This window comes from Rhizobium croatiense, assembly GCF_019793465.1.
In the GTDB taxonomy this organism is placed as follows: domain Bacteria; phylum Pseudomonadota; class Alphaproteobacteria; order Rhizobiales; family Rhizobiaceae; genus Rhizobium; species Rhizobium croatiense.
Genome location: NZ_JAILYJ010000003.1, coordinates 409,827 through 430,413, shown reverse-complemented (window position 1 = coordinate 430,413; position 20,587 = coordinate 409,827). Strand labels below are relative to the sequence as shown.

Genomic DNA, 20,587 nt, shown 5'->3' with positions numbered 1-20,587 from the left:
CACGCCGCGAGCGCAATGATAGGGATAGGTGCGCGACGGCAAAACCGCACCCTAAAACGAAACCGCCTTGCCCTTCTTGAACGGCTCCATACCCCGGCGCGCAAGTTCATCGGCGCGTTCGTTTTCCGGGTGACCGGCGTGGCCCTTGACCCAGTGCAGCGTCACCTTGTGGCGGTTGCGAGCTTCCTCCAGCGCCTGCCAGAGTTCGGCGTTCTTCACCGGCTTCTTGTCCGATGTCTTCCAGCCGTTTTTCTTCCAGCCGAAAATCCATTTGGAGATGCCGTCTTTGACGTAGGCGCTGTCGGTATAGAGATCGACCTCGCAAGGGGTCTTCAGCGCCTGCAGGGCGGAGATCGCCGCCAGCAGTTCCATGCGGTTGTTGGTCGTGTCCGCCTCGCCGCCGCAAAGCTCCTTTTCGACGTCGCCATAACGCAGCACGGCGCCCCAGCCGCCGGGGCCGGGATTGCCGGAGCATGCCCCGTCGGTGAAGATATCGACGTGTTTCATAGGCTCAATCCGTATTCGGCGGCCGAGCCGATCTGGCGGTGGAAGCGCAGCTTGCGCAGATATTCGAGCGGGTCCTTCTTGGTGACCATGGCGCCCTCGGGCGTCGTCAGCCAATCATAGAGCCGCGTCAGGAAGAAACGCAGCGCGGACCCACGCGACAGCACCGGCAAAGCGGCGATCTCTTCGCCGCTCAAGGGGCGCACGCTCTGGTAACCCTCGAGCATCGCCGTGCCCTTGGTGATGTTGTAGGCGCCATCCTTTTCGAAGCACCAAGCATTCAGGCAGATCGAAACGTCATAGGCGAGCAGGTCGTTGCAGGCGAAATAGAAATCGATCAGGCCGGAGAGCTCATCGCCGAGGAAGAAGACGTTGTCGGGAAAGAGGTCGGCATGGATGACGCCGGCCGGCAGGTTTTTCGGCCAGGCGGCGGCGAGGAAATCGAGTTCGCCGCGGATCTCATTCTGCAGGCCGGGCTCGACCTCATCGGCGCGCGCCTCGGACTTTTCCCACAGCGTCCGCCAGCCATCGAGCGACAGCGCGTTCGGGCGCTTCAGCTCGAAACCGGCACCCGCCACATGCATTTGGGCGAGCGCCCGGCCGACCTCGCGGCAATGTTTCGCCTCCGGCTTTCGCAGCCACATGCCTTCGAGGAAGGAAATCAGCGCCGCCGGGCGGCCGGAGAGCGAGCCGAGCAGCGCGCCGTCGCGGCGCGGCAGCGGCAGCGGGCAGGAAAGGCCGCGGGCGGCAAGATGCTGCATCAGGCCGAGGAAGAACGGCAGGTCGCTCTTTTCCACGCGCTTCTCATAGAGCGTCAGGATCAGCGGTTCCTTGGAGGTGTGCAGCAGGAAATTGGAATTTTCCACGCCTTCGGCGATGCCCTTGTAGGAGAGCAGGCTTCCCACGTCATATTCGGTCAGGAACCACTTCAGATCGTCTTCGGCGATATCGGTATAGACTGCCAAGTGAGGTCTCGTCTTGTTTATGGATGATGGATGGCCGGGGCCGCGATGACGGCCTAGCCGTTGACGAAGGCCATGTCGGCCGCCGTCAGCTCGATGCTGCGCAATTCGCGGTTGACCAGGAAATTCTCGGTTTCCTGCACCGTTTCGGCGAGTTCGACGCGGGCGTCGAAGCGGGCGCGGAACGCCTCGATGATCTCGTTGACGATGACCTCGGGGGCGGAGGCGCCGGCGGAAAGGCCGAGCGTCGAGATCGCGCCGATCTCGTCCCAGTCGAGTTCGGCGGCGCGCTGCACGAGAATCGATTTCTTCGCCCCTGCACGCAGCGCCACTTCGACGAGGCGCTTGGAATTGGAGGAATTCGGCGCGCCGACGATGATGAAGAGATCGCAGCCGGGGGCCGCCTGCTTCACCACTTCCTGGCGGTTGGTCGTCGCATAACAGATCGAATCGGCGGCCGGCGCGGTCAGATTGGGAAAACGCTCGTGCAGGCGGGCGATGACGCCGGCCGTATCATCGACCGAGAGCGTCGTCTGGGTGACATAGCCGAGATTGTCCGGGTCGGCGGGCGCATAGGCGTCGGCATCCTCGATCGTCTCGATCAGCGAGACCGATCCCTCCGGCAGCTGGCCCATGGTGCCGATCACTTCGGGGTGGCCGGCATGGCCGATCAGGACGACGTGGCGGCCGAGGCGGTTGTGGCGCATCGCCTGCTTGTGGACCTTGGAAACCAGCGGACAGGTGGCGTCGAGATAGAATAGATTGCGGCTTACCGCATCCTCCGGCACGGATTTCGGCACGCCATGGGCGGAGAAGACGACCGGCTGGGCGCGATGCTCGGCCGGGATCTCGTCCAGCTCCTCGACGAAGACGGCGCCCTTGGCCTCCAGCCCCTCGACGACATAACGATTGTGGACGATCTCGTGGCGCACATAGACCGGCGCGCCATAGGATTTCAGCGCCAGCACGACGATCTGGATGGCGCGGTCGACGCCGGCGCAGAAGCCGCGCGGCCCGCAGAGCCTGATCGTCAAGGGAGGTTTCGCCGCAATATTCATGTCTGTTCCGTCACGCATTCCTCATTCCTGTGCCCGTCACAGGAATCCAGCCACGGCGCGTCGGCGCGGTGAATGGCCGTCAACATCCAAGTCCACCTTCGCGCCCAATGACTTGGGCGCATTGGATTCCTGTGACGAGCACAGGAATGAGGGAGAACTTGGCAACGTCCAGCTTCAACAGCGACGTCCCGCGTGCGGGGCAACCGACCTCTAGCCCAATATGGCCAAGAATTGAAGCGATACTATTGCCGCGGCGCCTTCCCTGACTTGCGGAACCAGGAGATCGCCACCACGACGACGAGCACGGCGGCCAGGCCGTACCAGGTCAGGGCATATTGCAGATGGTCGTTCGGCAGATCGACCTGGGTGACGCCGCCGATCGGCAGGCCGGCCGGATTGGGGGTGGAATCGGCATCGACGAAAAAGGGAAGGACGCGCGCCTTGTCCAGCCCGACGCTCTCGGCCATGACGTCGAGGTCCTTCCAGAAGAAGATGTTCTTGGCGACGTCATTGTCGGGCACCAGCGACGAGGGCTTGCCGGGAAGTTTTGCCCGCGCTAGGCCGGTGACGGTCTGCTGATCCGTCAGCTGGCCCTGCATGCGCATTTCCGGCTCCTTGTTCTCATAGGGAACGAAGCCGCGATTGACGAAGAGGATACGCCCGTCGGCAAGCTCGAGCGGGGTATAGACGTAAAAGCCGGTCTGGCCGCGCCAGGTGGCGAAGAAGTGACGCTCCTTGTTGTTGATGTAGCGGCCGGTGGCGGTGACCTTGCGGTATTCGATATCGCCGCTCGCGGCCATCGCCTCGATATCGGCCAGCGGCACCGGGGCGGCAGCCTGGCGCGTGGCAATATCGGCGAGCAGGCCCTCTTTCCAGTGGAGGCGCTCGACCTGCCAGGTGCCTAGCGAAATCAGGAGGGCAAGCGCAATCAGCACCAGGATGCCTGTTATCACAGGCAGCCGGCGGCGCGTCAGTACATGCGCTGCTTCAGTCACTCAGGCGTCCCTCGCGGGCATTGTGGCGGTATTGCATGGCGATCAGGATGCCCTTGAACCAGCGCAGCGTCAGCAGTGACAGGATGATCGTCAGCGGGCCGAACAGCAGGATATGCACCCAGATCGGCGGGCCGTAATTCACCTGCAGCCAGAGCACCATGCCGATGATGATGAAGCCGACGATAAGGATGACGAAGACAGCAGGACCGTCGCCGGAATCGGCGAAGGCATAATCGAGACCGCAGGATGCGCAACGCGGCTTCAGGCCGAGCAGGCCATCGAACAGCTTGCCCTGGCCGCAACGCGGGCAGCAGCCCTTGATACCTGTTTTAACAGGATCGACAGGGGGAAAATGAGCGCTGTCCTCGTTCATGCCATTCCTTCTGACAATTCCATGCTGCCTTAACTCTCCCATAAAGTATTCGCATCCCGAATGGAAATGCCTGCGCGGCCTCCCTCAGCGATTCGCGCCAAACAGAAGAAGAAAACTGATGACCAATGACAGCCATGCCGGACAGATCATTATCCTGAACGGCGCTCCGCGCAGCGGCAAATCCAGCATTGCCCGGGCAATCCAGGAGGAATTCGAGGGGCCGTGGATCAACCTCGGCGTCGATGCCTATAATGCCATGACGCCGAAGCGCTACCTGCCCGGCATCGGGCTGAGGCCCGGCGGCGAACGGCCGGAGCTGGAAGAGCTGATCCCGTTCCTCTATGCCGCCCTTTACGAATCGATTGCCATCCATGCCGGCCTGGGCCTCAATGTGGTCGCCGATCTCGGCCATCACGACAGCTATTCGCGCCCGCTCGGCATACTTGCCGACTGCGCCCGGCGTCTCGATGGATTTTTCGTGCTGTTCGTCGGCGTGCGCTGTCCGATCGAGACGATCATGCAGCGGCGGGAACTTGAACAAGAAGGGCGCGAGACGCTTTATCTCCGCGCCAGCGAAGAGGTGCCGATCCCCGAACCGGTGCAGCGCTGGCAGGACGAGGTGCATCGGCCGGGCATCTACGACATGGAGGTCGATACATCGGTTCTGACAGCACGCGAATGCGCCGAGGCAATCCGCCAGCGCCTCGACCTCGGCATCCCCGAACCTTCGGCTTTCGAACGGATAGCCGGCGGGCGATGATGGCGTTAGAACGTCAGCAGTAGAAAGCGGCGTCTGGCGATCAAGGTCGCATTGCCTCCCGCAGCAATTCAATGGTCTCAGTGACGGATCGCCCTTCAACCTGGGGCGGCTCCGCGCGCTCGCAAGACTCACGCCAGACGAACAGCGTCAGTTCAGCGCCGTCGGTCGGAGTTTCCCCGGTCCGTCCGCAAAATTCTGCGGTGTGCGCTTCTCGCCAATCGCACGCCCCACTCTCCGTCGGAAGCAGACGAGAACATCGACTGCCATTTGCCGACGACGATGCGCCCCGCCCATCCGGGTAATATCAATGTGATCAATCGCGGCGTAGTGTTCTATCTGGCTTTGAGAGGAGGATACTATGCCTACCATATTGGCCTACCACGACGTCAAAGACGTCAAACATTGGCTCACTTCACCGCGTCGCAAAGAGGTTTTCGAACCCCTCGGCTGCACAAACATTCGTACGTTCGTCGATCCACAGGCGTCCAATCGAGTTGGCCTGGTCATGGACGTTCCCGACATGGGCCGCCTGGAGGAATTTATGAAGTCCAAGGAAGCGGCGGATGCGATGGAGTATGACGGAGTATTGCCGGAGACCTTGGTGATTCTCACGCAATCGTAGCGGGAAATCAAGAATCCGCGCCGTGGATCAAGCCCGACAATGACGGAGCGTGGGGCCAAAGACGAAAAAGGGCGGACCCGAGGCCCGCCCTTTTGTTTGAGCTCGCTTGCCGATCAGCCGGCTGCGACGGGTGCGCCCCAGCCGCCCCAGACGTAGATGCAGAAGAACAGGAACAGCCAGACGACGTCGACGAAGTGCCAGTACCAGGCGGCGGCCTCGAAGCCGAAATGCTGCTTCGGGGTGAAGTCGCCACGCAGCGCGCGCAACAGGCAGACAGCCAAGAAGATCGTGCCGACCAGGACGTGGAAACCGTGGAAGCCGGTCGCCATGAAGAAGGTCGCGCCATAGATCGAGTTCTTGAAGGCGAAAGGCGCGTGGGCATATTCGTAGGCCTGGACGGCGGAGAAGAAGATACCGAGCAGCACCGTCAGCGTCAGGCCCTGGACCAGGCCCTTGCGGTCGTTGTGCAGCAGCGCATGGTGCGCCCAGGTGACCGTCGTGCCGGAGAGCAGCAAGATGACGGTGTTGTAGATCGGCAGGTGCCAGGGATCGAGGACCTCGATACCCTTCGGCGGCCAGACGCCGCCGGTGTAGGCAAGCCGCGAGGCCTGGATCGCCTCGTTCGGATAGAGGCTGGCGTCGAAATAGGCCCAGAACCAGGCGACGAAGAACATCACTTCGGAAGCGATGAACATGATCATGCCGTAGCGCAGATGCAGCGAGACGACGCGGGTATGGGCGCCCTCATGAGCTTCCTTCACCGTATCGGCCCACCAGCCGTACATGACGTAGAGGACGACAACGAGGCCGATGTAGAAGAGCCAGGGATTGGCGAGCTCGACGCCGGCAAACTTGAAGGAGCCGCCGTTCAGGTAACGCATGTAGCAGACGCCGCCGAGCGCCATGATGAAGGCGCCGAACGAGGCGAGAATCGGCCACGGGCTCGGATCGATGATGTGGTAGTCGTGATTCTTCTGGTGCGCATCGGCCATGTAGCTATCCCCGGATGTCTTCCTCACTTCGCTCCCGGCATAGCCGGAAACGAGCCTTGATCAAAGTTTCTTTTCAATCTTCACCGCTCTACCCTCATTCGAAGCCAGTGGCTTCGGACCCTCTTTCGGATAGAACGTATATGACAGCGTGACCGTATGGATGTTCTTCGATTCCACGGCCTTGACGATTTCCGGATCGATGTAGAATACCACCGGCATGTCGAGCTTCTCGCCCGGCTTCAGGTCCGTTTCCGTAAAGCAGAAACATTGCACCTTGTTGAAATAGACGCCTGCCTCGCCCGGCGTGACGTTGAAAACCGCCTGGCCGCGCTGGGTCTCGTTCGAGCGATTCACGGCGGTGAAATTAACCTGGATGGTTTCGCCGATCTTCGGATTGACCTCGCGCTCGACCGGCTTGAAATCCCACTGCAGGCCCGGCGCGACATTGGCGTCGAAGGTCACGCGCATCTTGCGGTCGAGCACGACGCTCGACATCTGATCGACGCGCTGCGTCGTGCCGTTATAACCGGTCACCTGGCAGAAGATGCGATAGAGCGGCACGGCGGCATAGCTCATCGCCCCCATGCCGAAGACGAAGCTCAGGCACATCATGACGACGGCGCCGTTGTTGCGGCCCTGCTTCTTGCGTGGGGCGGCGGCTTCGCTCATCCGGCCGTTCCCCCGCCGATCTTCACGATCGTAATCGCATAGAAAAGCACGACGAGGCCGGCAAGCACCAGCCCGAGGGCGATGTTGCGGTTGCGACGCGACTTCATCTGCTTTTCGGTGAGCTTGACCAGATCCATCAGAACGAACCTCCCGCATACGAGACCAGCATGGCGGCCAGCCGGTCGATCATCAGGGCCGAGAACACGGCGAAGAGGTAGAAGATCGAGAAGCCGAACAGCTTCTTCGCCGGGATCATCTTCAGATCGCCGTCGGGCATGCGCCAGACGGCGATGGAACAGTAGATGAAGATCGCGCCAAGCGCGGCGGCGACGAGGCCGTAGCCGAAGCTGGCAAAACCGAGGAATGACGGCAGGACCGCGCAGATCGCGGTCAGCACCGCATAGGCGACGATCTGATGCTTGGTCACCCGCTCGCCGGAAACGTTCGGCAGCATCGGCACGCCGACGGCCTCGTAGTCGTGCATCTTGAACAGAGCGAGCGCCCAGAAATGCGCCGGCGTCCACAGGAAGATGATCAGGAAGAGAACGGTGCTCTCGATCGTCACCGAATTCGTCACGCAGGCCCAGCCGATCATCGGCGGGAAGGCGCCGGCGGCACCGCCGATGACGATGTTCTGCGGCGTCGAGCGCTTCAGCCACATCGTGTAGATGACGGCGTAGAAGAAGATGGTGAAGGCGAGGATGCCGGCCGACAGCCAGTTGACGGCAAGGCCGAGAATGACGACCGAAAAGCCCGACAGCACCAGGCCGAAGGCCAGCGCCTCGGAGGGCGCGATGCGGCCGGCCGGAATCGGACGCCTGGCGGTGCGGCTCATGATGGCGTCGATATCGGCATCGTACCACATGTTGAGCGCACCGGAGGCGCCGGCACCGACGGCGATGCAGAGGATGGCGATCAGGCCGAGGACCGGATTGATATGGCCCGGCGCCAGCACCAGACCGGCAAAAGCGGTGAAGACCACGAGCGACATCACCCGTGGCTTCAAGAGTTCGAAGTAATCGCGTGCGCTCGCTTCCGACAATTCGCCGTCCTCTGCAAGCGCCTCGTGATTGTCGATGACCGTCATCATTCCGTCCTGAATGTCTCAATGCCAGGACGCCGTATCAAGATGAGGCGTCCTGTAATCCGCGCAAATTACTTGATGCGCGGCAGCTGTTCCCACTGGTGATAGGGCGGCGGCGAAGGCAGCTGCCATTCGAGCGTCGTTGCGCCCTCGCCCCAGGGATTGTCGCCGGCCACCCGCTTCTTGGCCAGGGCTTCGAAGACGCAGACGAGGAAGACCACCACGCCGAAGGCCGAGATGTAGGAGCCGATGGAGGAGACGTAGTTCCAGCCTGCAAAGGCATCGGGATAATCGATGTAGCGGCGCGGCATGCCGGCAAGCCCGAGGAAGTGCTGCGGGAAGAACACCAGGTTGACGCCGATGAACATGATCCAGAAGTGCAGCTTGCCCAGGAATTCGCTGTAGAGGTAGCCGGTCATCTTCGGGAACCAGTAGTACCAGCCGGCGAAGATCGCGAAGACGGCGCCGAGCGACAGAACGTAGTGGAAGTGGGCCACGACGTAATAGGTGTCATGCAGCGACCGGTCGAGACCGGCATTGGCGAGCTGGACGCCGGTGACGCCGCCGACCGTGAACAGGAAGATGAAGCCGATCGCCCAGAGCATCGGCGTGGTGAACGAGATCGAGCCGCCCCACATCGTCGCGATCCAGGAGAAGATCTTCACGCCCGTCGGCACGGCGATGACCATCGTGGCGAAGACGAAGTAACGCTGCGCATCGAGCGACAGGCCGACCGTGTACATGTGGTGGGCCCAGACGACGAAGCCGACGGCGCCAATCGCGACCATGGCGTAGGCCATGCCGAGGTAGCCGAAGATCGGCTTCTTCGAGAAGGTCGAGATGATGTGGCTGACCATGCCGAAGCCCGGCAGGATGAGGATGTAGACCTCGGGATGACCGAAGAACCAGAACAGGTGCTGGTAGAGGATCGGGTCGCCGCCGCCTTCCGGCGAGAAGAACGAGGTGCCGAAGTTGCGGTCGGTGAGCAGCATGGTGATGCCGCCGGCCAGAACCGGCAGCGACAAGAGCAGCAGGAAGGCGGTGATCAGCACGGACCAGGCAAACAGCGGCATCTTGTGCAGCGTCATGCCGGGAGCACGCATGTTGAGGATCGTGGTGATGAAATTGATCGCACCGAGGATCGACGAGGCGCCGGCAATGTGCAGCGCGAAGATCGCCAGATCGACCGCCGGTCCCGGCGTGCCGCTTGTGGCCAGCGGCGGATACATCGTCCAGCCGCCGCCGGTGCCATAGGCGCCTGCCGGGCCTTCGACGAACATTGACAGCAGCAGCAGGATAAAGGCAGGAACGATCAGCCAGAAGGAGATGTTGTTGAGGCGCGGGAAGGCCATGTCGGGGGCGCCGATCATGATCGGCACCATCCAGTTGGCGAAACCGCCGATCATCGCCGGCATGACCATGAAGAAGATCATGATCAGCGCGTGCGCGGTCGTGAACATGTTGAACATCTGCTTGGCGCCGTCGATGGCGGCATCGCCCTCGTAGCCGTAGACCATCGAGGCCAGGCCGTGGAAGATCTGGATGCCCGGCTCCTGCAGCTCCATGCGCATGGCCACCGACAGCGCGCCGCCGATGATGCCGGCGATGATCGCGAAGATCAGGTAGAGCGTGCCGATGTCCTTGTGGTTGGTCGAGAACAGCCAGCGGTCGAAAAAGCTCGGCTTGTGCGCGTGATCATGACCATGGTCGTGATCATCATGCGCGTGGTCGTGGTGAGCGTGAGAATGATCGTCGTGAGCGGAAGGTCCAGCCATTGTCCCGATCCCCTTTAATTACTGTGCTTCGGCAACGTCGACGGCCTTTGCGGGACCATCGGTTGCGGCCATGAGTGTCTTGTAGGCGCCGGGCAGGTCGCTGGCGGCTGCGCTCAGCCACTGCTTGTACTTGTCCTCGGAGACAACGCGGATGGCGATCGGCATGTACGCATGGTCCTTGCCGCAGAGCTCGGAACACTGACCGTAGAACAGGCCTTCGCGCTCGGCCTTGAACCAGGTTTCGTTCAGACGACCCGGCACGGCGTCGATCTTGATGCCAAAGGACGGCATGGCGAATGCGTGGATGACGTCGGTCGGCGCTGCGGTCACGAGGACGCGCACCGTCTTGTTGACAGGCAGGACCAGCTCGTTGTCGACGGCGAGAAGCCGGGGATAGACCGACTTGTCTTCCTTGCCGGCAGCGGCGCGGTCCTGATCCTTCAAGAGGTAGGAATCGAAGGCGAGCGGGCTGTCGCCCGAACCCTCATATTCATAGTTCCACTGCCACTGCGTGGCGGTCGCCTTGATCGTCACGTCGGGATTTTCGGGCAGCGTCAGCTGCGCCGTCAGCAGGTTGAAGGAGGGAATGGCGAGAAGGAGCAGCACCAGGACCGGCCCCACGGTCCAGATGACCTCGATCACCGTGTTGTGGCTCGTCCTCGAAGGCACCGGATTGGCGCTGGCGCGGAACTTGAAGCAGACGACGATGAGCAGGATCAGAACGAAGAGCGTGATCGGAACGATAAACCACAGGGTATATTGTTCGAACCAGTGGATTTCCCGCATGATCGGCGTCGCCGCCGGCTGCAGCGTCGCCTGCCACGGCTTCGGCTGGTCGGCATATGTGCCGGAAGCAAAAAGCAGACAGACCAGCGCGGTCAGAGCTGCATAAGCCTTCTTCATCACCTTATTATCTCCCTCGAGCGCTTGACCTGCAAAACCAACGCAGAATCCTTGCCATCTTCAGCGCTTCAAACCACAGTTTGGCATTTGCCGCAACAGGCCAGAGCAATTGTCTATGCGGCATTTTTGCTCAAAGCATAGGCAGGTCCGAAGGGCAAAACATCAGAAGATTTTCATCAGCATATGAAAAATTGGCTTTCCGGCCAATCCGCGCGCTGCACATTATTGCCGAAAGGTCCAATTTCCGCCGCAGTCCCCCGGTTTTCACGGGGTGGGGCTTTTCATTTTTGGTGGGCAGCTTCAACAATAGCCGCAATGATTCGATATCCAGAGGTTTCCATGGGTTTCCGTTCCCTCGTGCAGTCGCTTCTCGTGACTGCCAGCATCGCGGCCGCAGCGACGACGCCCGTTTTCGCACAGCAGCAACCCACCCCGTCGCAGGCCACGCCACCGGCTGCCGCTCCGGCCCCTGCTCCTGCTACGACACCGCAGCAGCCGAGTGCGGCCAATCCGAATATCCAGGTGACACCCGGCCAGACGCAGCCGCAGGCGCCGGGTACGGTGAAATCCAATCATGGCGCCTGGTCCGTTGTCTGCGACAAGCCGGCCGGCGCTTCAGCCGAACAATGCGCGCTGATGCAGAACGTCATCGCCGAGGACCGGCCGGAAGTCGGGCTTTCCGTCGTCGTCCTGAAGACGGCCGACCGCAAGTCGAAGATCCTGCGCGTGCTCGCACCGCTCGGCGTGCTCCTGCCGAATGGCCTCGGCCTCAATGTCGACGGCAAGGATATCGGCCGCGCCTATTTCGTGCGCTGCTTCGCCGACGGCTGCTATGCCGAGGTCGTGCTCGAAGACGAGCTGCTGAAGACCTTCCGCAGCGGCGCCCAGGCAACCTTCATCGTCTTCCAGACCCCCGAAGAAGGCATCGGCATCCCCGTCGACCTCAAGGGTTTTGCCGAGGGTTTCGACGCACTGCCGTAAGGGCTGCTGATATGTGCCGCGACCTCTCGGGTCCCTCTTCTCCCCTCGGGGAGAAGGTGCCCGTAGGGCGGATGAGGGGGCCGCAAAGCGGAGCTTCCAACAAGAAGAACGTCCATCCGGGCTCGGCCGCACTGGCATGGTCTCGGCTGTCTTCAAGTCGCTTGCCGTGAGCGTCGCCGGACAGGGATTACGAGAGGGTGTGCAGCGTGGCCCCCTCATCCGCCTGCCGGCACCTTCTCCCCGGAGGGGAGAAGAGATATGCCGCGCGCTTCCCGCTCTTTGAAGCATTCCCTCTTCTAGATATCTTGCCCAACAAAGAATAATTCGGCCGCAGGGCTTCACTCCTTATAAGGTAGAGCCCTATCTAGGGAGTAAGCGCATTCCCAAACGCATGCCCATTGGAGCCAGACCATGACCATCGATCTCCTGCCGCTTTTCGACGCCGACGAAGCCACCATGCGCGGCCTTGTCGCCAAGGCGCTCGCCGGCGCCGATGACGGCGAGCTCTTTATCGAGCATGCGCAGGCCGAAGCGCTGACCTTCGACAATGGCCGGCTGAAGGGCGGCAGTTTCAATACCGAGCAGGGCTTCGGGCTTCGCGCCGTTGCCGGCGAGGCGGTGGGTTATGCCCATGCCGGCGATCTGTCGGTGGCGGCGCTGAAGCGGGCAGCGGATGCGGTCGGCGCGGTGACGCGCGGCTATTCCGGCTCCTATGCCGCCGCCCCCCAGGGCACCAACAAGAAATTCTACGGCGACCAGAACCCGATCGGCCAACCGAGCTTTGAGGAAAAGGTCAAGGTCCTGCAGGATATCGACGCCTATCTCAGGGGCAAGGACGACAAGGTGCGGCAGGTGACAGCCTCGGTGGCGGCGAGCTGGCAGGTCGTCGATATCCTGCGCGCCGACGGGCATCGGGTGCGCGACATCCGCCCGATGACGCGCATCAACATCTCCGTCGTGGTCGGGCAAGGCGAGCGCCAGGAGAGCGGCTCCTATGGCAGCGGCGGGCGCATCGGCTTCGGCGATTTCATCGCCGAGGGCAGCTGGCAATACGGCGCCGACGAGGCGCTGCGCCAGGCGCTGGTCAATCTCGAGGCGATCGACGCGCCAGCGGGCACGATGGACGTCGTTCTCGGCTCCGGCTGGCCGGGCGTGATGCTGCACGAAGCGGTCGGTCACGGGCTGGAAGGCGATTTCAACCGCAAGAAGACGTCGGCCTTTGCCGGCCTTCTCGGCCAGATGGTGGCAGCGCCCGGTGTCACCGTCGTCGACGACGGCACGATCGACAACCGCCGCGGCTCGATCACCATCGACGACGAGGGCACGCCCTCCGGCTACAACGTGCTGATCGAGAACGGCAAGCTCGTCGGCTATATGCAGGATCGGCAGAATGCCCGGTTGATGGGCATGGCGGCCACCGGCAACGGCCGCCGCCAAGGTTATGCGCATGTGCCGATGCCGCGCATGACCAACACCTATATGCTCGGCGGCGACAAAACGCCTGATGAAATCATCGCCTCGGTGAAGAAGGGCATTTATGCCGTCTCCTTCGGCGGCGGCCAGGTCGACATCACCTCCGGCAAGTTCGTCTTCGGCTGCACCGAGGCCTATCTGATCGAGAACGGCAAGGTCGGCGCGCCGATCAAGGGCGCGATGCTGATCGGCAACGGCCCGGATGCGATGAAGCGGGTCACGATGATCGGCAACGACATGAAGCTCGATACCGGCATCGGCAATTGCGGCAAGGCCGGCCAATGGGTTCCGGTCGGCGTCGGCCAGCCGCATCTGCGCATGGATCAGATCACGGTCGGCGGCACGCAGACCTGAGGCGGGAGGAACCGTTGGCGGAGATCGAGATCAGACCTTTTACCGAAGGCGACGCCGATGACGTGCTGTCGGTAATCCTGCCGATCCAGCGCGAGGAATTCGGCATTGACATCACCGCCGATGCGCAGCCGGATCTGAGGGTCATCCCGGATTTCTATCAGTCCGGCAAAGGCCAGTTCTGGGTCGCCGTCAAGGACGGCGCCATCGTCGGCACACTGGGCTTGAAGGATATCGGTCACAATCAGGCGGCGCTGCGCAAGATGTTCGTCGCCGCCGAGGTTCGCGGCCGCGAACATGGCGTGGCGGCGCTGCTGCTCGAGCGCATGTTCGCCCATGCCAGGGACGCCGGCCTCACCGATATCTTCCTCGGCACGACGGACAAGTTCGTCGCCGCCCATCGCTTCTACGAGAAGAACGGTTTCACCGAGATCGCCAAGAGCGCCCTGCCCCGCGCCTTCCCGCTGATGGCGGTGGACAACAAGTTCTATCGCTACAAGCTCGACTGATTCATGCAGCCGGCATGCCTCAGCTCTTCGGCAGCTCCGCCCGGCTGAAACAGCCACTTGCGTTCGATCGCCGCGGCAAGATCGATATCGTTGCGGCGGGCAAACAGCAGCAGATGGCCGAGCAGGTCGGCAGTCTCGTCGGCCAGATCGCGCCGCATGCCTTCTGGCGAACGGCCTTTGGCACGGCCCCGGCCGGTCAGCCGGTTCCAGGCCTGCGTCAGCTCGCCCATTTCTTCCTGCAGCTTCAGAAGGAACCAGTCGGCATCGCGTTCGATGCCGTTGGCGGCGACATGGGCGGCGGACGAGGTTTCGAACTGATCGGCAAGACGACGCAACATCGGCGTTCTCCTTTTGTTTATGGAAGAGACGCTGATTCCCGATGCTTGTCCAGGGTGAATTGCCTGGGTGCTGCGATCAGCCGTGGTCCGGCAGCAGCATGCAGTCATAGGAGCGCTGCTTCAGCGCATCGCAGGCGGAAACGGCGGCATCCCTGCTGGCGAAGCCGACGAAGCGGGCGCGGTAGATCCTGTTGGCGCCCTCCCCAACCGCCTCGGTATAGGGCGAAGCGGAAACGAGCGGCGCGCCGCCTTCCGATTGCGCCTGGGCGAGAAGCGCACGCGCCGCATCGGCGCTCGGGGCGGCCGAGATCTGGATCTGCCAGTCGCCATCGGCCTTTTTCGCCGAGGTCTTCGAAGCCTTGCCGGCGTTCAGGATCTCGTCCATCGCGACCGGACGGTCCAACGGCACGACGGCGTCGTCGGCATAGGCCAGGCTCTTTGACGCGAGGTCGTCGGCCGGGCGCGGCGCGTTGAGCGGTACCGGAACATCGGAAGCATCAGCGGCGGAAGCGACTTCGACGGCCTCCTTGGCGCCGACGCTCGCCACCAGCCTGGCGCCGCCGGAAGACGAGGCGCGGCCGAGATAGCGGTCGAGCAGCGCCGCCATCTTGGCGTCGCGGCTGCGGGCGGTACGGCCACCGAGCACGACGCCGACGACACGGCGGTTGCCGTCCCTGACGGCGCTGACCAGGTTGAAGCCGGAGGCGTTGGTATAGCCTGTCTTGATGCCGTCCATGCCCTGGTAGCGGTACATGAGATTGTTGTGTCCGCGCACGGTCTTGCCGCGGAAATTGAAGCTTGCCACCGAAAACAGGCGGTATTCATTGGGGTAATTCTTCATCAGCGCCACGGCGAGCGTCGACATGTCGCGCGCCGTCGTCACCTGGCTGCTGTTCGGCAGGCCGGATGCGTTGAGGAAGACGGTGCGGCTCATGCCGAGCTGGCGGGCTTTTGCCGTCATCATCCGGGCAAAACCGCTCTCCGAGCCGCCGAGCGTCTCGGCCATGGCGGCGGCGGCGTCATTGGCGGATTTGACGATCATCCCATAGACCGCCTCGCGCACCGTGATGGTGCCGCCGGCCTTGACGCCGAGCTTGGTCGGCGGCCGGGCGGCGGCATATTTCGACATTTTGATCGGCGTATCCCAGGCGATCTTGCCACGCTTCAAGGCCTCGAAGGTAAGATAAAGCGTCATGATCTTCGTCAGCGAGGCCGGATGGTTCAGCGTGTCGGCGTTTTCGGCGGCAAGGACCTTGCCGGTGCGGGCATCGAGGATCAGCGAGGCGTTGCCGGCAAGAGCCGCAAGCGGCGCCGAAACCGCCAGCGCTACGGTCAAAACAGCCGCCAATAGCTTTCTCATGGAATCCCCCTGATGCGCCGGCTCTCAATGGGCCGGCCCTGTGTCGTAGTGTAACAGAAGCCGTAAGTTTGGCGCGACTTTGCGGCAACGCCTATCATTTTTCTAGTCTTTTCATTGTCTTGGTTAACAAAAAACCAAAGAATCTGTGCGAAATCGGGATTCAGCAAGGCTTAAGCCGCTATTGCTAGATTGCCGCAAAGGGCAATGGGCGGCGCATGACGGGACGATTGAAGCGACTGGCAAAACGCGCGGCGATCGGCGCCGGGCTCGAGGCATCCTGGCTGATCGCCGCGGCCGGGCTGATGCGGCAGGCGCGCGGGCGCGGCGTCATCTTCACGCTGCATCACGTCCGCCCGCACGTCGCCCAATCCTTCGCGCCGAACGCGCATCTCGAAATCACGCCTGACTTTCTCGACGCGGCGCTCGGGCGGCTCAAGAGGGAGGGCTATCGCTTCGTGCCGCTCGACGAGCTGCCGGCACTGTTGGCCGAGCCCGAGGGCGGCAGGCCGTTTGCGGCCTTTACGCTCGACGACGGCTACACCAACAATCTGGAGCATGCGCTGCCGGTGTTCGAGCGGCATCGGGCGCCGTTCACGGTGTTCGTCGCCAAGGGCTTCGCCGAGGGCTCCCACAGCATCTGGTGGGAGACGCTCGCCGTTCTCCTGCGTCAGGCAACCGAAATCCGCTTCGATTTCGGCCGCGGCAGCGAGCGGCTGGCGCTCGAAAGCCCGCAGCAGCAATGGGACGCCTTCGACCGCTTCGCGGCCTATATCCACCGCTCCGACGAGGCGCGCGCCGTTGCCGCCCTCGATATGCTGGCGCGGGACAACGGCATCGAGCCGACCGATATCGTGCGCGAGCTGGTGATGGGGCCGGCGCAACTGCAATGGCTCTCCCAGCGCCCGCTCGCCGCACTCGGCGCTCATACGATCAGCCATCGGGCGCTCGCCCGCCTGCCGGAAGCCGAAGCGCGAATCGAGATGGAAGTGTCGGCCGATTACCTCGAGGCGGTGACCGGCATCCGTCCCGTCACGATCGCCTATCCCTACGGCACGCCGGAGGCAGCGACCGGCCGCGAGGCGGCGATTGCCGGCCGGCTCGGCTTTTCGGTCGCCGTCACCACCCAGCCGGGGCTGCCGGCGGCGGGAAAAACCGGCTATCTCCCGCGCATGTCGCTGAACGGCTTCTACCAGAAGCGACGCTACGTCTCGGCGCTTGCCTCCGGCATTCCGCTGAGGCTGATGGGCAGGTAAGCCGATCACGGATACATCCGCACCTTTTCCCACGCTCCGACCGGCGTGGGCCGGCGGAATTCGATGCGGTCATGCAGGCGGAATGCCTGATCCTTCCAGAATTCGATCGAGGTCGGCCGGATGCGGAAGCCAGACCAGTGGGCCGGGCGCGGAATGTCGCCGAGGGCATAACGGGCGGTATAGTCGGCCACTGCCTTCTCAAGCGCGAAACGGCTTTCGAGCGGGCGGGACTGCCTTGAGGCCCAGGCGCCGATGCGGCTGCCGCGCGCCCGCGTCTTGAAATAGGCGTCGGCTTCGGCGTCGCTCACAATTTCGACAGGACCGCGCAGCCGCACCTGGCGGCGCAGGCTTTTCCAGTGGAAACACATGGCGGCTTTCCTCTGCCCCAAGATTTCCTGACCTTTCCGGCTCTCGAAATTCGTGTAGAAGACGAAGCCGTCATCATCGAATCCCTTCAGGAGAACCATGCGGACATTGGGAAGGCCATCTTCATCGACCGTTGCCAGCGCCACGGCATTCGGGTCGTTCGGCTCCGAGGCCTCCGCCTCCTTCAGCCACTCGGCAAAGAGCTTGAAGGGCTCGCCACTTTCGGTAAAGTCACCGCTTGTTAACTCGTTTGCCGACATATTGGTTCAAATGCCCCGGATTGTTCAAAATTCGCCCAGCTTTTCATAACTGGACAGGATGCAGGGTGGAAGTCATAGCAAAGTCATATCGCCATACAAAGGGTCTGCGGCAACGCAGCAGCGCCTTCCTGATCATCGGCGCCGCAATGCTGTCGCTTTCCGGTTGCGTTGGCGGCGGCATGGATTTCTTGAGCGAAGCCAAGGTCGACCGGTCGGTGGCAACAGGCACGGTGCCGCAGACGCCGCCGAGCACCGACACGCTGTCTGACGAGATGACCGTGCGCAACGCCGTGACTTCGGCCGATGTGAACAGGCTCGAAGGCCAGCCGCTTCCCTGGGCGAATGCATCGACCGGCAGCGCCGGCGTCATCGATACGATCGTCGAAAACAATGAGTCGGGCCAGGTCTGCCGGCAGTTCCGCACCACCCGGCACTCCTATGTCGGCATCGCCAAATTCTACGGCAAGACCTGCCTCGTCGGCGGCGGCAACTGGCAGCTCCTGAGCTTCCAGCCGGAGAGTTGATCCGGCGGGAAGTGATCCTCGCGGGCAATTGATCGCCGGGGATTATCCCCGCGGGAGAACCGATTCGGCGCGCACAGGTTAACGGCCGCCGGCTTTGCGGCGAATGCTTAGCAAAGAGCTAACCATTTGCGGCGAAACACTCCGCATCCCTCCACAGAAATAAGAAGTGATTAGCAACTCGGCCGCACGATCGGCGTTGAGAGTGGCTCCCCCTGCCTTTGCGGCCGGTGGCGCCTCACGGCGTTGATATTGGACTTTGATATTGGGCGGGGATGCCGGGCAAGGACAGGCGCCCGCATCGCAACACCGGCGGTTTTGACATGCGCGATCCTTACAAAATTCTGGGCGTCAAGCGCGACGCGGCGGCGGACGAGATCAAGGCGGCCTGGCGCAACATGGCCAAGGCCGCGCATCCCGATCACAATCAGGACGATCCGACGGCGACGGCCCGGTTCGCCGAGATCGGCCGCGCCTATGAAACGCTGCGGGACCCGCGCAAACGCAGCCTGTTCGACAATGCCGTGCGGATGGCGGAAGCCAAGAAGCACGAACAGACAATCATGCAGCAGCGCCAGGCCGCGCGCGAGGCTGCTGCCCGCGCCAAGGCGGCCCAGGCCAATGCCGAGCGGGTGATGGAAGAGCTTGCCCGGGCTGCCCAGAAGGCCGCGGCCGACGGCTCCAGGCAGCAGGCCGGCACCGGTGAAGGCGCCGAGGAGATGGTGGAGCGCATTTTCGGCGCGCAGGCCCGCGCCGCGGCGGGCGCCCAGGCGCAGGGTCGCGCCCAGCAGGGCCAGAATCAGCAAACCCAGTATCAGCAGACGCACAATCAGCAGACCCATAATCAGCAGACCCAGGGCCAGACACAGGCCGAAGCGGGCAAGCGCGCCGATGGCGACGCCGCCGAAGCCGAGGAGGAAGCCGCCGAGGAATCAAACAATGCCGCCGCCAACCTGTCGCTGCCGCTCAGCATTCTGACATCGCTGGTGCGCCGTTTCACCGGCGCCAAGGATACCGGCCTCGAAAAAGCGCCTGACGAGGTGGCGACGGCGACTGTGACGATCGACGACGTGCTGAAGAGCGGCTGGATCACCGCATCGCTGCCGGAGGGCCGCGAAATCGGCTTCGCCTTGCCGGCGGGCACGACGGATGGTCACGAGATCAGGCTCAAGGGACAGGGCTTCAAGCTGCCGGGCATGCAGCGCGGCGACGCCGTCGTCAATATCCGCATCGCCCCCGATCCGCGCTTCACCGTCGACGGTTTCGACCTGCACGCCGTGCTGCCGCTCAGCATCGAAAACGCCGTGCTCGGCACCGAGGCGCACATCGACGGACCGGCCGGGCCGCTTGATATCACCGTTCCCGCCTGGTCGGGCTCGGACAAGACGATCCGGATTTCCGGCCAGGGATTGCCGCGGGAAGACGGCAGCAGAGGCGATTTCGTCGTCGAATTGCGCATCATCCTGTGGGAAAAACCCGACGACAAGATCACCGATCTCATGCGCAGCATGCGTGAAGGCCTGTTTCTGTGAAATTTTTACGACATTCGCACCCTTTGTTACGATCCCTAACAGTTGATGATCCCGGCCAAGCTTGAACCGATTAACGGCCTATGCCATAGGCAGGATCGATCAGAATCCTAGGGAGCGAAATATGGCTCAAGCATCCGGCCTCATGGCAGGCAAACGCGGCGTCATCATGGGTGTCGCCAACAATCGTTCGATTGCGTGGGGTATTGCCAAGGCCATTCATGCGCAGGGCGGAGAAGTTGCGCTCACCTATCAGGGCGACGCGCTGAAGAAGCGTGTCGAGCCGCTTGCCGCCGAAATCGAAGCGACGCTCGTCGGCCACTGCGACGTCGCCGACGAAGCCACCATCGACGCGGTCTTCGAAAATGTCGAAAAGCTGTGGGGCAAGATCGATTTTCTCGTGCACGCGATCGGCTTTTCCGACAAGGACGAGCTGACCGGCCGTTACATCGACACCTCGCCCGACAATTTCAACAAGACGATGCAGATCTCCGTCTATTCCTTCACCTCGGTCGCACGCCGTGCCGAGAAGCTGATGACGGAAGGCGGCTCGATGCTGACGCTGACCTATTACGGCGCCGAGAAGGTGATGCCGAACTATAACGTCATGGGTGTCGCCAAGGCCGCGCTCGAAGCCAGCGTCAAATATCTCGCCGTCGATCTCGGGCCGCAGAACATCCGTGTCAACGCCGTTTCGGCCGGACCGATCAAGACGCTCGCCGCCTCCGGGATCGGCGATTTCCGCTACATTCTGAAGTGGAACGAATATAACGCCCCGCTGCGGCGTACCGTCACCATCGAAGAAGTCGGCGATGTCGGCCTCTATCTGCTGTCCGACCTGTCGCGCTCCGTCACCGGCGAAGTGCACCACGCCGACAGCGGCTATCATGTCATCGGCATGAAAGCGGTCGACGCGCCCGATATTTCGGTCGTCAAGGACTAAATGCCT

At 62.6% G+C, this 20,587-nt stretch carries 23 protein-coding genes and 1 pseudogene; 9 read left to right on the top strand and 15 right to left on the bottom strand.

Annotated features, from left to right (window positions below; translation table 11 throughout):
* Window positions 1-51 precede the first annotated feature (51 nt).
* The 5 genes from rnhA to K6M89_RS07660 all read right to left on the bottom strand — a co-directional run bounded on the left by rnhA (window position 52) and on the right by K6M89_RS07660 (window position 3,892).
* Window positions 52-507, bottom strand: coding sequence for a ribonuclease HI (rnhA, locus tag K6M89_RS07680; RefSeq protein ID WP_010032196.1), 456 nt, complete (start codon window positions 505-507; stop codon window positions 52-54).
* A complete protein-coding gene (locus K6M89_RS07675; protein ID WP_222138987.1) occupies window positions 504-1,469 on the bottom strand; it encodes a homoserine kinase in 966 nt (321 codons plus the stop codon). Before K6M89_RS07675 ends, rnhA begins: the two co-directional genes overlap by 4 nt.
* Window positions 1,470-1,522: 53 nt before the next feature.
* Entirely contained in the window at window positions 1,523-2,524 is a 1,002-nt protein-coding gene (gene ispH, locus K6M89_RS07670; protein WP_183839731.1) for a 4-hydroxy-3-methylbut-2-enyl diphosphate reductase, read from the bottom strand.
* Window positions 2,525-2,766: 242 nt separating this feature from the next.
* Window positions 2,767-3,519: an SURF1 family protein gene (locus K6M89_RS07665; RefSeq protein WP_222138986.1), complete on the bottom strand. Its 753-nt coding sequence runs from the start codon at window positions 3,517-3,519 to the stop codon at window positions 2,767-2,769.
* Window positions 3,512-3,892 (bottom strand): DUF983 domain-containing protein, encoded by a 381-nt coding sequence (locus tag K6M89_RS07660; RefSeq protein WP_222138985.1) that lies wholly within the window; start codon window positions 3,890-3,892, stop codon window positions 3,512-3,514. The genes K6M89_RS07665 and K6M89_RS07660 overlap by 8 nt, the downstream gene beginning before the upstream one ends.
* Window positions 3,893-4,010: 118 nt before the next feature.
* Here K6M89_RS07660 and K6M89_RS07655 point away from each other — a divergent pair, with 118 nt between their 5' ends.
* Window positions 4,011-4,652 (top strand): chloramphenicol phosphotransferase CPT family protein, encoded by a 642-nt coding sequence (locus tag K6M89_RS07655; RefSeq protein WP_222138984.1) that lies wholly within the window; start codon window positions 4,011-4,013, stop codon window positions 4,650-4,652.
* Between the two features lie 40 nt (window positions 4,653-4,692).
* Here K6M89_RS07655 and K6M89_RS30940 read toward each other — a convergent pair.
* Window positions 4,693-4,859, bottom strand: a pseudogene (locus K6M89_RS30940) (HIT family protein); the annotation flags it as partial.
* A 151-nt stretch (window positions 4,860-5,010) separates the two neighbouring features.
* Between K6M89_RS30940 and K6M89_RS07650 the strand changes: the two are divergent.
* On the top strand, window positions 5,011-5,274 hold the full coding sequence (locus K6M89_RS07650) for a hypothetical protein (RefSeq protein WP_097579955.1): 264 nt from the start codon (window positions 5,011-5,013) through the stop codon (window positions 5,272-5,274).
* Between the two features lie 113 nt (window positions 5,275-5,387).
* Here K6M89_RS07650 and K6M89_RS07645 read toward each other — a convergent pair whose 3' ends face one another.
* The 6 genes from K6M89_RS07645 to coxB form a co-directional block, all read right to left on the bottom strand.
* Complete coding sequence (locus K6M89_RS07645) at window positions 5,388-6,266, bottom strand: cytochrome c oxidase subunit 3 (protein WP_222138983.1); 879 nt, start codon at window positions 6,264-6,266, stop codon at window positions 5,388-5,390.
* Between the two features lie 60 nt (window positions 6,267-6,326).
* Entirely contained in the window at window positions 6,327-6,935 is a 609-nt protein-coding gene (locus K6M89_RS07640) for a cytochrome c oxidase assembly protein (RefSeq protein WP_222138982.1), read from the bottom strand.
* The gene (locus tag K6M89_RS07635; RefSeq protein ID WP_092752087.1) at window positions 6,932-7,072 is read right to left on the bottom strand and encodes a cytochrome c oxidase system small membrane protein; all 141 of its coding nucleotides are present in this window, start codon (window positions 7,070-7,072) and stop codon (window positions 6,932-6,934) included. Before K6M89_RS07635 ends, K6M89_RS07640 begins: the two co-directional genes overlap by 4 nt.
* Window positions 7,072-8,022, bottom strand: coding sequence for a heme o synthase (locus K6M89_RS07630; RefSeq protein ID WP_222138981.1), 951 nt, complete (start codon window positions 8,020-8,022; stop codon window positions 7,072-7,074). The genes K6M89_RS07635 and K6M89_RS07630 overlap by 1 nt, the downstream gene beginning before the upstream one ends.
* A 68-nt stretch (window positions 8,023-8,090) precedes the next feature.
* Entirely contained in the window at window positions 8,091-9,794 is a 1,704-nt protein-coding gene (gene ctaD / locus K6M89_RS07625) for a cytochrome c oxidase subunit I (RefSeq protein WP_097579958.1), read from the bottom strand.
* Between the two features lie 18 nt (window positions 9,795-9,812).
* Window positions 9,813-10,697, bottom strand: a complete 885-nt coding sequence (gene coxB / locus K6M89_RS07620; RefSeq protein ID WP_097579959.1) for a cytochrome c oxidase subunit II — start codon at window positions 10,695-10,697, stop codon at window positions 9,813-9,815.
* 315 nt (window positions 10,698-11,012) lie between these two features.
* On the opposite strand from coxB, the gene K6M89_RS07615 reads away from it, so the two are divergent.
* The 3 genes from K6M89_RS07615 to K6M89_RS07605 all read left to right on the top strand — a co-directional run bounded on the left by K6M89_RS07615 (window position 11,013) and on the right by K6M89_RS07605 (window position 14,011).
* Complete coding sequence (locus tag K6M89_RS07615; protein WP_170964757.1) at window positions 11,013-11,678, top strand: invasion associated locus B family protein; 666 nt, start codon at window positions 11,013-11,015, stop codon at window positions 11,676-11,678.
* Between the two features lie 411 nt (window positions 11,679-12,089).
* Window positions 12,090-13,505 carry a metalloprotease TldD gene (tldD, locus tag K6M89_RS07610; protein WP_222138980.1) on the top strand — a complete coding sequence of 472 codons (1,416 nt, stop codon included), beginning with the start codon at window positions 12,090-12,092 and terminating at the stop codon, window positions 13,503-13,505.
* A 14-nt stretch (window positions 13,506-13,519) separates the two neighbouring features.
* Window positions 13,520-14,011, top strand: a complete 492-nt coding sequence (locus tag K6M89_RS07605; protein WP_222138979.1) for a GNAT family N-acetyltransferase — start codon at window positions 13,520-13,522, stop codon at window positions 14,009-14,011.
* Here K6M89_RS07605 and K6M89_RS07600 read toward each other — a convergent pair.
* Window positions 13,996-14,349, bottom strand: a complete 354-nt coding sequence (locus K6M89_RS07600; RefSeq protein WP_222138978.1) for a nucleoside triphosphate pyrophosphohydrolase family protein — start codon at window positions 14,347-14,349, stop codon at window positions 13,996-13,998. The two genes, K6M89_RS07605 and K6M89_RS07600, sit on opposite strands and share 16 nt — an antisense overlap.
* Window positions 14,350-14,425: 76 nt before the next feature.
* A complete protein-coding gene (locus K6M89_RS07595; protein ID WP_222138977.1) occupies window positions 14,426-15,709 on the bottom strand; it encodes a D-alanyl-D-alanine carboxypeptidase family protein in 1,284 nt (427 codons plus the stop codon).
* A gap of 215 nt (window positions 15,710-15,924) precedes the next feature.
* On the opposite strand from K6M89_RS07595, the gene K6M89_RS07590 reads away from it, so the two are divergent.
* Entirely contained in the window at window positions 15,925-16,962 is a 1,038-nt protein-coding gene (locus K6M89_RS07590) for a polysaccharide deacetylase family protein (RefSeq protein WP_222138976.1), read from the top strand.
* A gap of 5 nt (window positions 16,963-16,967) precedes the next feature.
* On the opposite strand, the gene pdxH is transcribed toward K6M89_RS07590, so the two are convergent.
* Window positions 16,968-17,588, bottom strand: coding sequence for a pyridoxamine 5'-phosphate oxidase (gene pdxH, locus K6M89_RS07585; RefSeq protein ID WP_222138975.1), 621 nt, complete (start codon window positions 17,586-17,588; stop codon window positions 16,968-16,970).
* A gap of 65 nt (window positions 17,589-17,653) precedes the next feature.
* On the opposite strand from pdxH, the gene K6M89_RS07580 reads away from it, so the two are divergent.
* The 3 genes from K6M89_RS07580 to fabI all read left to right on the top strand — a co-directional run bounded on the left by K6M89_RS07580 (window position 17,654) and on the right by fabI (window position 20,581).
* On the top strand, window positions 17,654-18,112 hold the full coding sequence (locus K6M89_RS07580) for an RT0821/Lpp0805 family surface protein (RefSeq protein WP_097579965.1): 459 nt from the start codon (window positions 17,654-17,656) through the stop codon (window positions 18,110-18,112).
* 320 nt (window positions 18,113-18,432) lie between these two features.
* Entirely contained in the window at window positions 18,433-19,641 is a 1,209-nt protein-coding gene (locus tag K6M89_RS07575; protein ID WP_222138974.1) for a J domain-containing protein, read from the top strand.
* Window positions 19,642-19,762: 121 nt separating this feature from the next.
* A complete protein-coding gene (gene fabI / locus K6M89_RS07570) occupies window positions 19,763-20,581 on the top strand; it encodes an enoyl-ACP reductase FabI (RefSeq protein WP_038687296.1) in 819 nt (272 codons plus the stop codon).
* Window positions 20,582-20,587: the final 6 nt, after the last annotated feature.

What these genes read in the sequence shown, in the direction of transcription:
- rnhA (WP_010032196.1), bottom strand. Translation starts at nt 507, where the DNA reads ATGAAACACGTCGATATCTTCACCGACGGGGCATGCTCCGGCAATCCC.
- ispH (WP_183839731.1), bottom strand. Translation starts at nt 2,524, where the DNA reads ATGAATATTGCGGCGAAACCTCCCTTGACGATCAGGCTCTGCGGGCCG.
- tldD (WP_222138980.1), top strand. Translation starts at nt 12,090, where the DNA reads ATGACCATCGATCTCCTGCCGCTTTTCGACGCCGACGAAGCCACCATG.
- coxB (WP_097579959.1), bottom strand. Translation starts at nt 10,697, where the DNA reads ATGAAGAAGGCTTATGCAGCTCTGACCGCGCTGGTCTGTCTGCTTTTT.
- K6M89_RS07635 (WP_092752087.1), bottom strand. Translation starts at nt 7,072, where the DNA reads ATGGATCTGGTCAAGCTCACCGAAAAGCAGATGAAGTCGCGTCGCAAC.
- K6M89_RS07615 (WP_170964757.1), top strand. Translation starts at nt 11,013, where the DNA reads ATGATTCGATATCCAGAGGTTTCCATGGGTTTCCGTTCCCTCGTGCAG.
- pdxH (WP_222138975.1), bottom strand. Translation starts at nt 17,588, where the DNA reads ATGTCGGCAAACGAGTTAACAAGCGGTGACTTTACCGAAAGTGGCGAG.
- K6M89_RS07655 (WP_222138984.1), top strand. Translation starts at nt 4,011, where the DNA reads ATGACCAATGACAGCCATGCCGGACAGATCATTATCCTGAACGGCGCT.
- ctaD (WP_097579958.1), bottom strand. Translation starts at nt 9,794, where the DNA reads ATGGCTGGACCTTCCGCTCACGACGATCATTCTCACGCTCACCACGAC.
- K6M89_RS07630 (WP_222138981.1), bottom strand. Translation starts at nt 8,022, where the DNA reads ATGACGGTCATCGACAATCACGAGGCGCTTGCAGAGGACGGCGAATTG.
- K6M89_RS07600 (WP_222138978.1), bottom strand. Translation starts at nt 14,349, where the DNA reads ATGTTGCGTCGTCTTGCCGATCAGTTCGAAACCTCGTCCGCCGCCCAT.
- fabI (WP_038687296.1), top strand. Translation starts at nt 19,763, where the DNA reads ATGGCTCAAGCATCCGGCCTCATGGCAGGCAAACGCGGCGTCATCATG.
- K6M89_RS07660 (WP_222138985.1), bottom strand. Translation starts at nt 3,892, where the DNA reads ATGAACGAGGACAGCGCTCATTTTCCCCCTGTCGATCCTGTTAAAACA.
- K6M89_RS07575 (WP_222138974.1), top strand. Translation starts at nt 18,433, where the DNA reads ATGCGCGATCCTTACAAAATTCTGGGCGTCAAGCGCGACGCGGCGGCG.
- K6M89_RS07645 (WP_222138983.1), bottom strand. Translation starts at nt 6,266, where the DNA reads ATGGCCGATGCGCACCAGAAGAATCACGACTACCACATCATCGATCCG.
- K6M89_RS07650 (WP_097579955.1), top strand. Translation starts at nt 5,011, where the DNA reads ATGCCTACCATATTGGCCTACCACGACGTCAAAGACGTCAAACATTGG.
- K6M89_RS07640 (WP_222138982.1), bottom strand. Translation starts at nt 6,935, where the DNA reads ATGAGCGAAGCCGCCGCCCCACGCAAGAAGCAGGGCCGCAACAACGGC.
- K6M89_RS07595 (WP_222138977.1), bottom strand. Translation starts at nt 15,709, where the DNA reads ATGAGAAAGCTATTGGCGGCTGTTTTGACCGTAGCGCTGGCGGTTTCG.
- K6M89_RS07590 (WP_222138976.1), top strand. Translation starts at nt 15,925, where the DNA reads ATGACGGGACGATTGAAGCGACTGGCAAAACGCGCGGCGATCGGCGCC.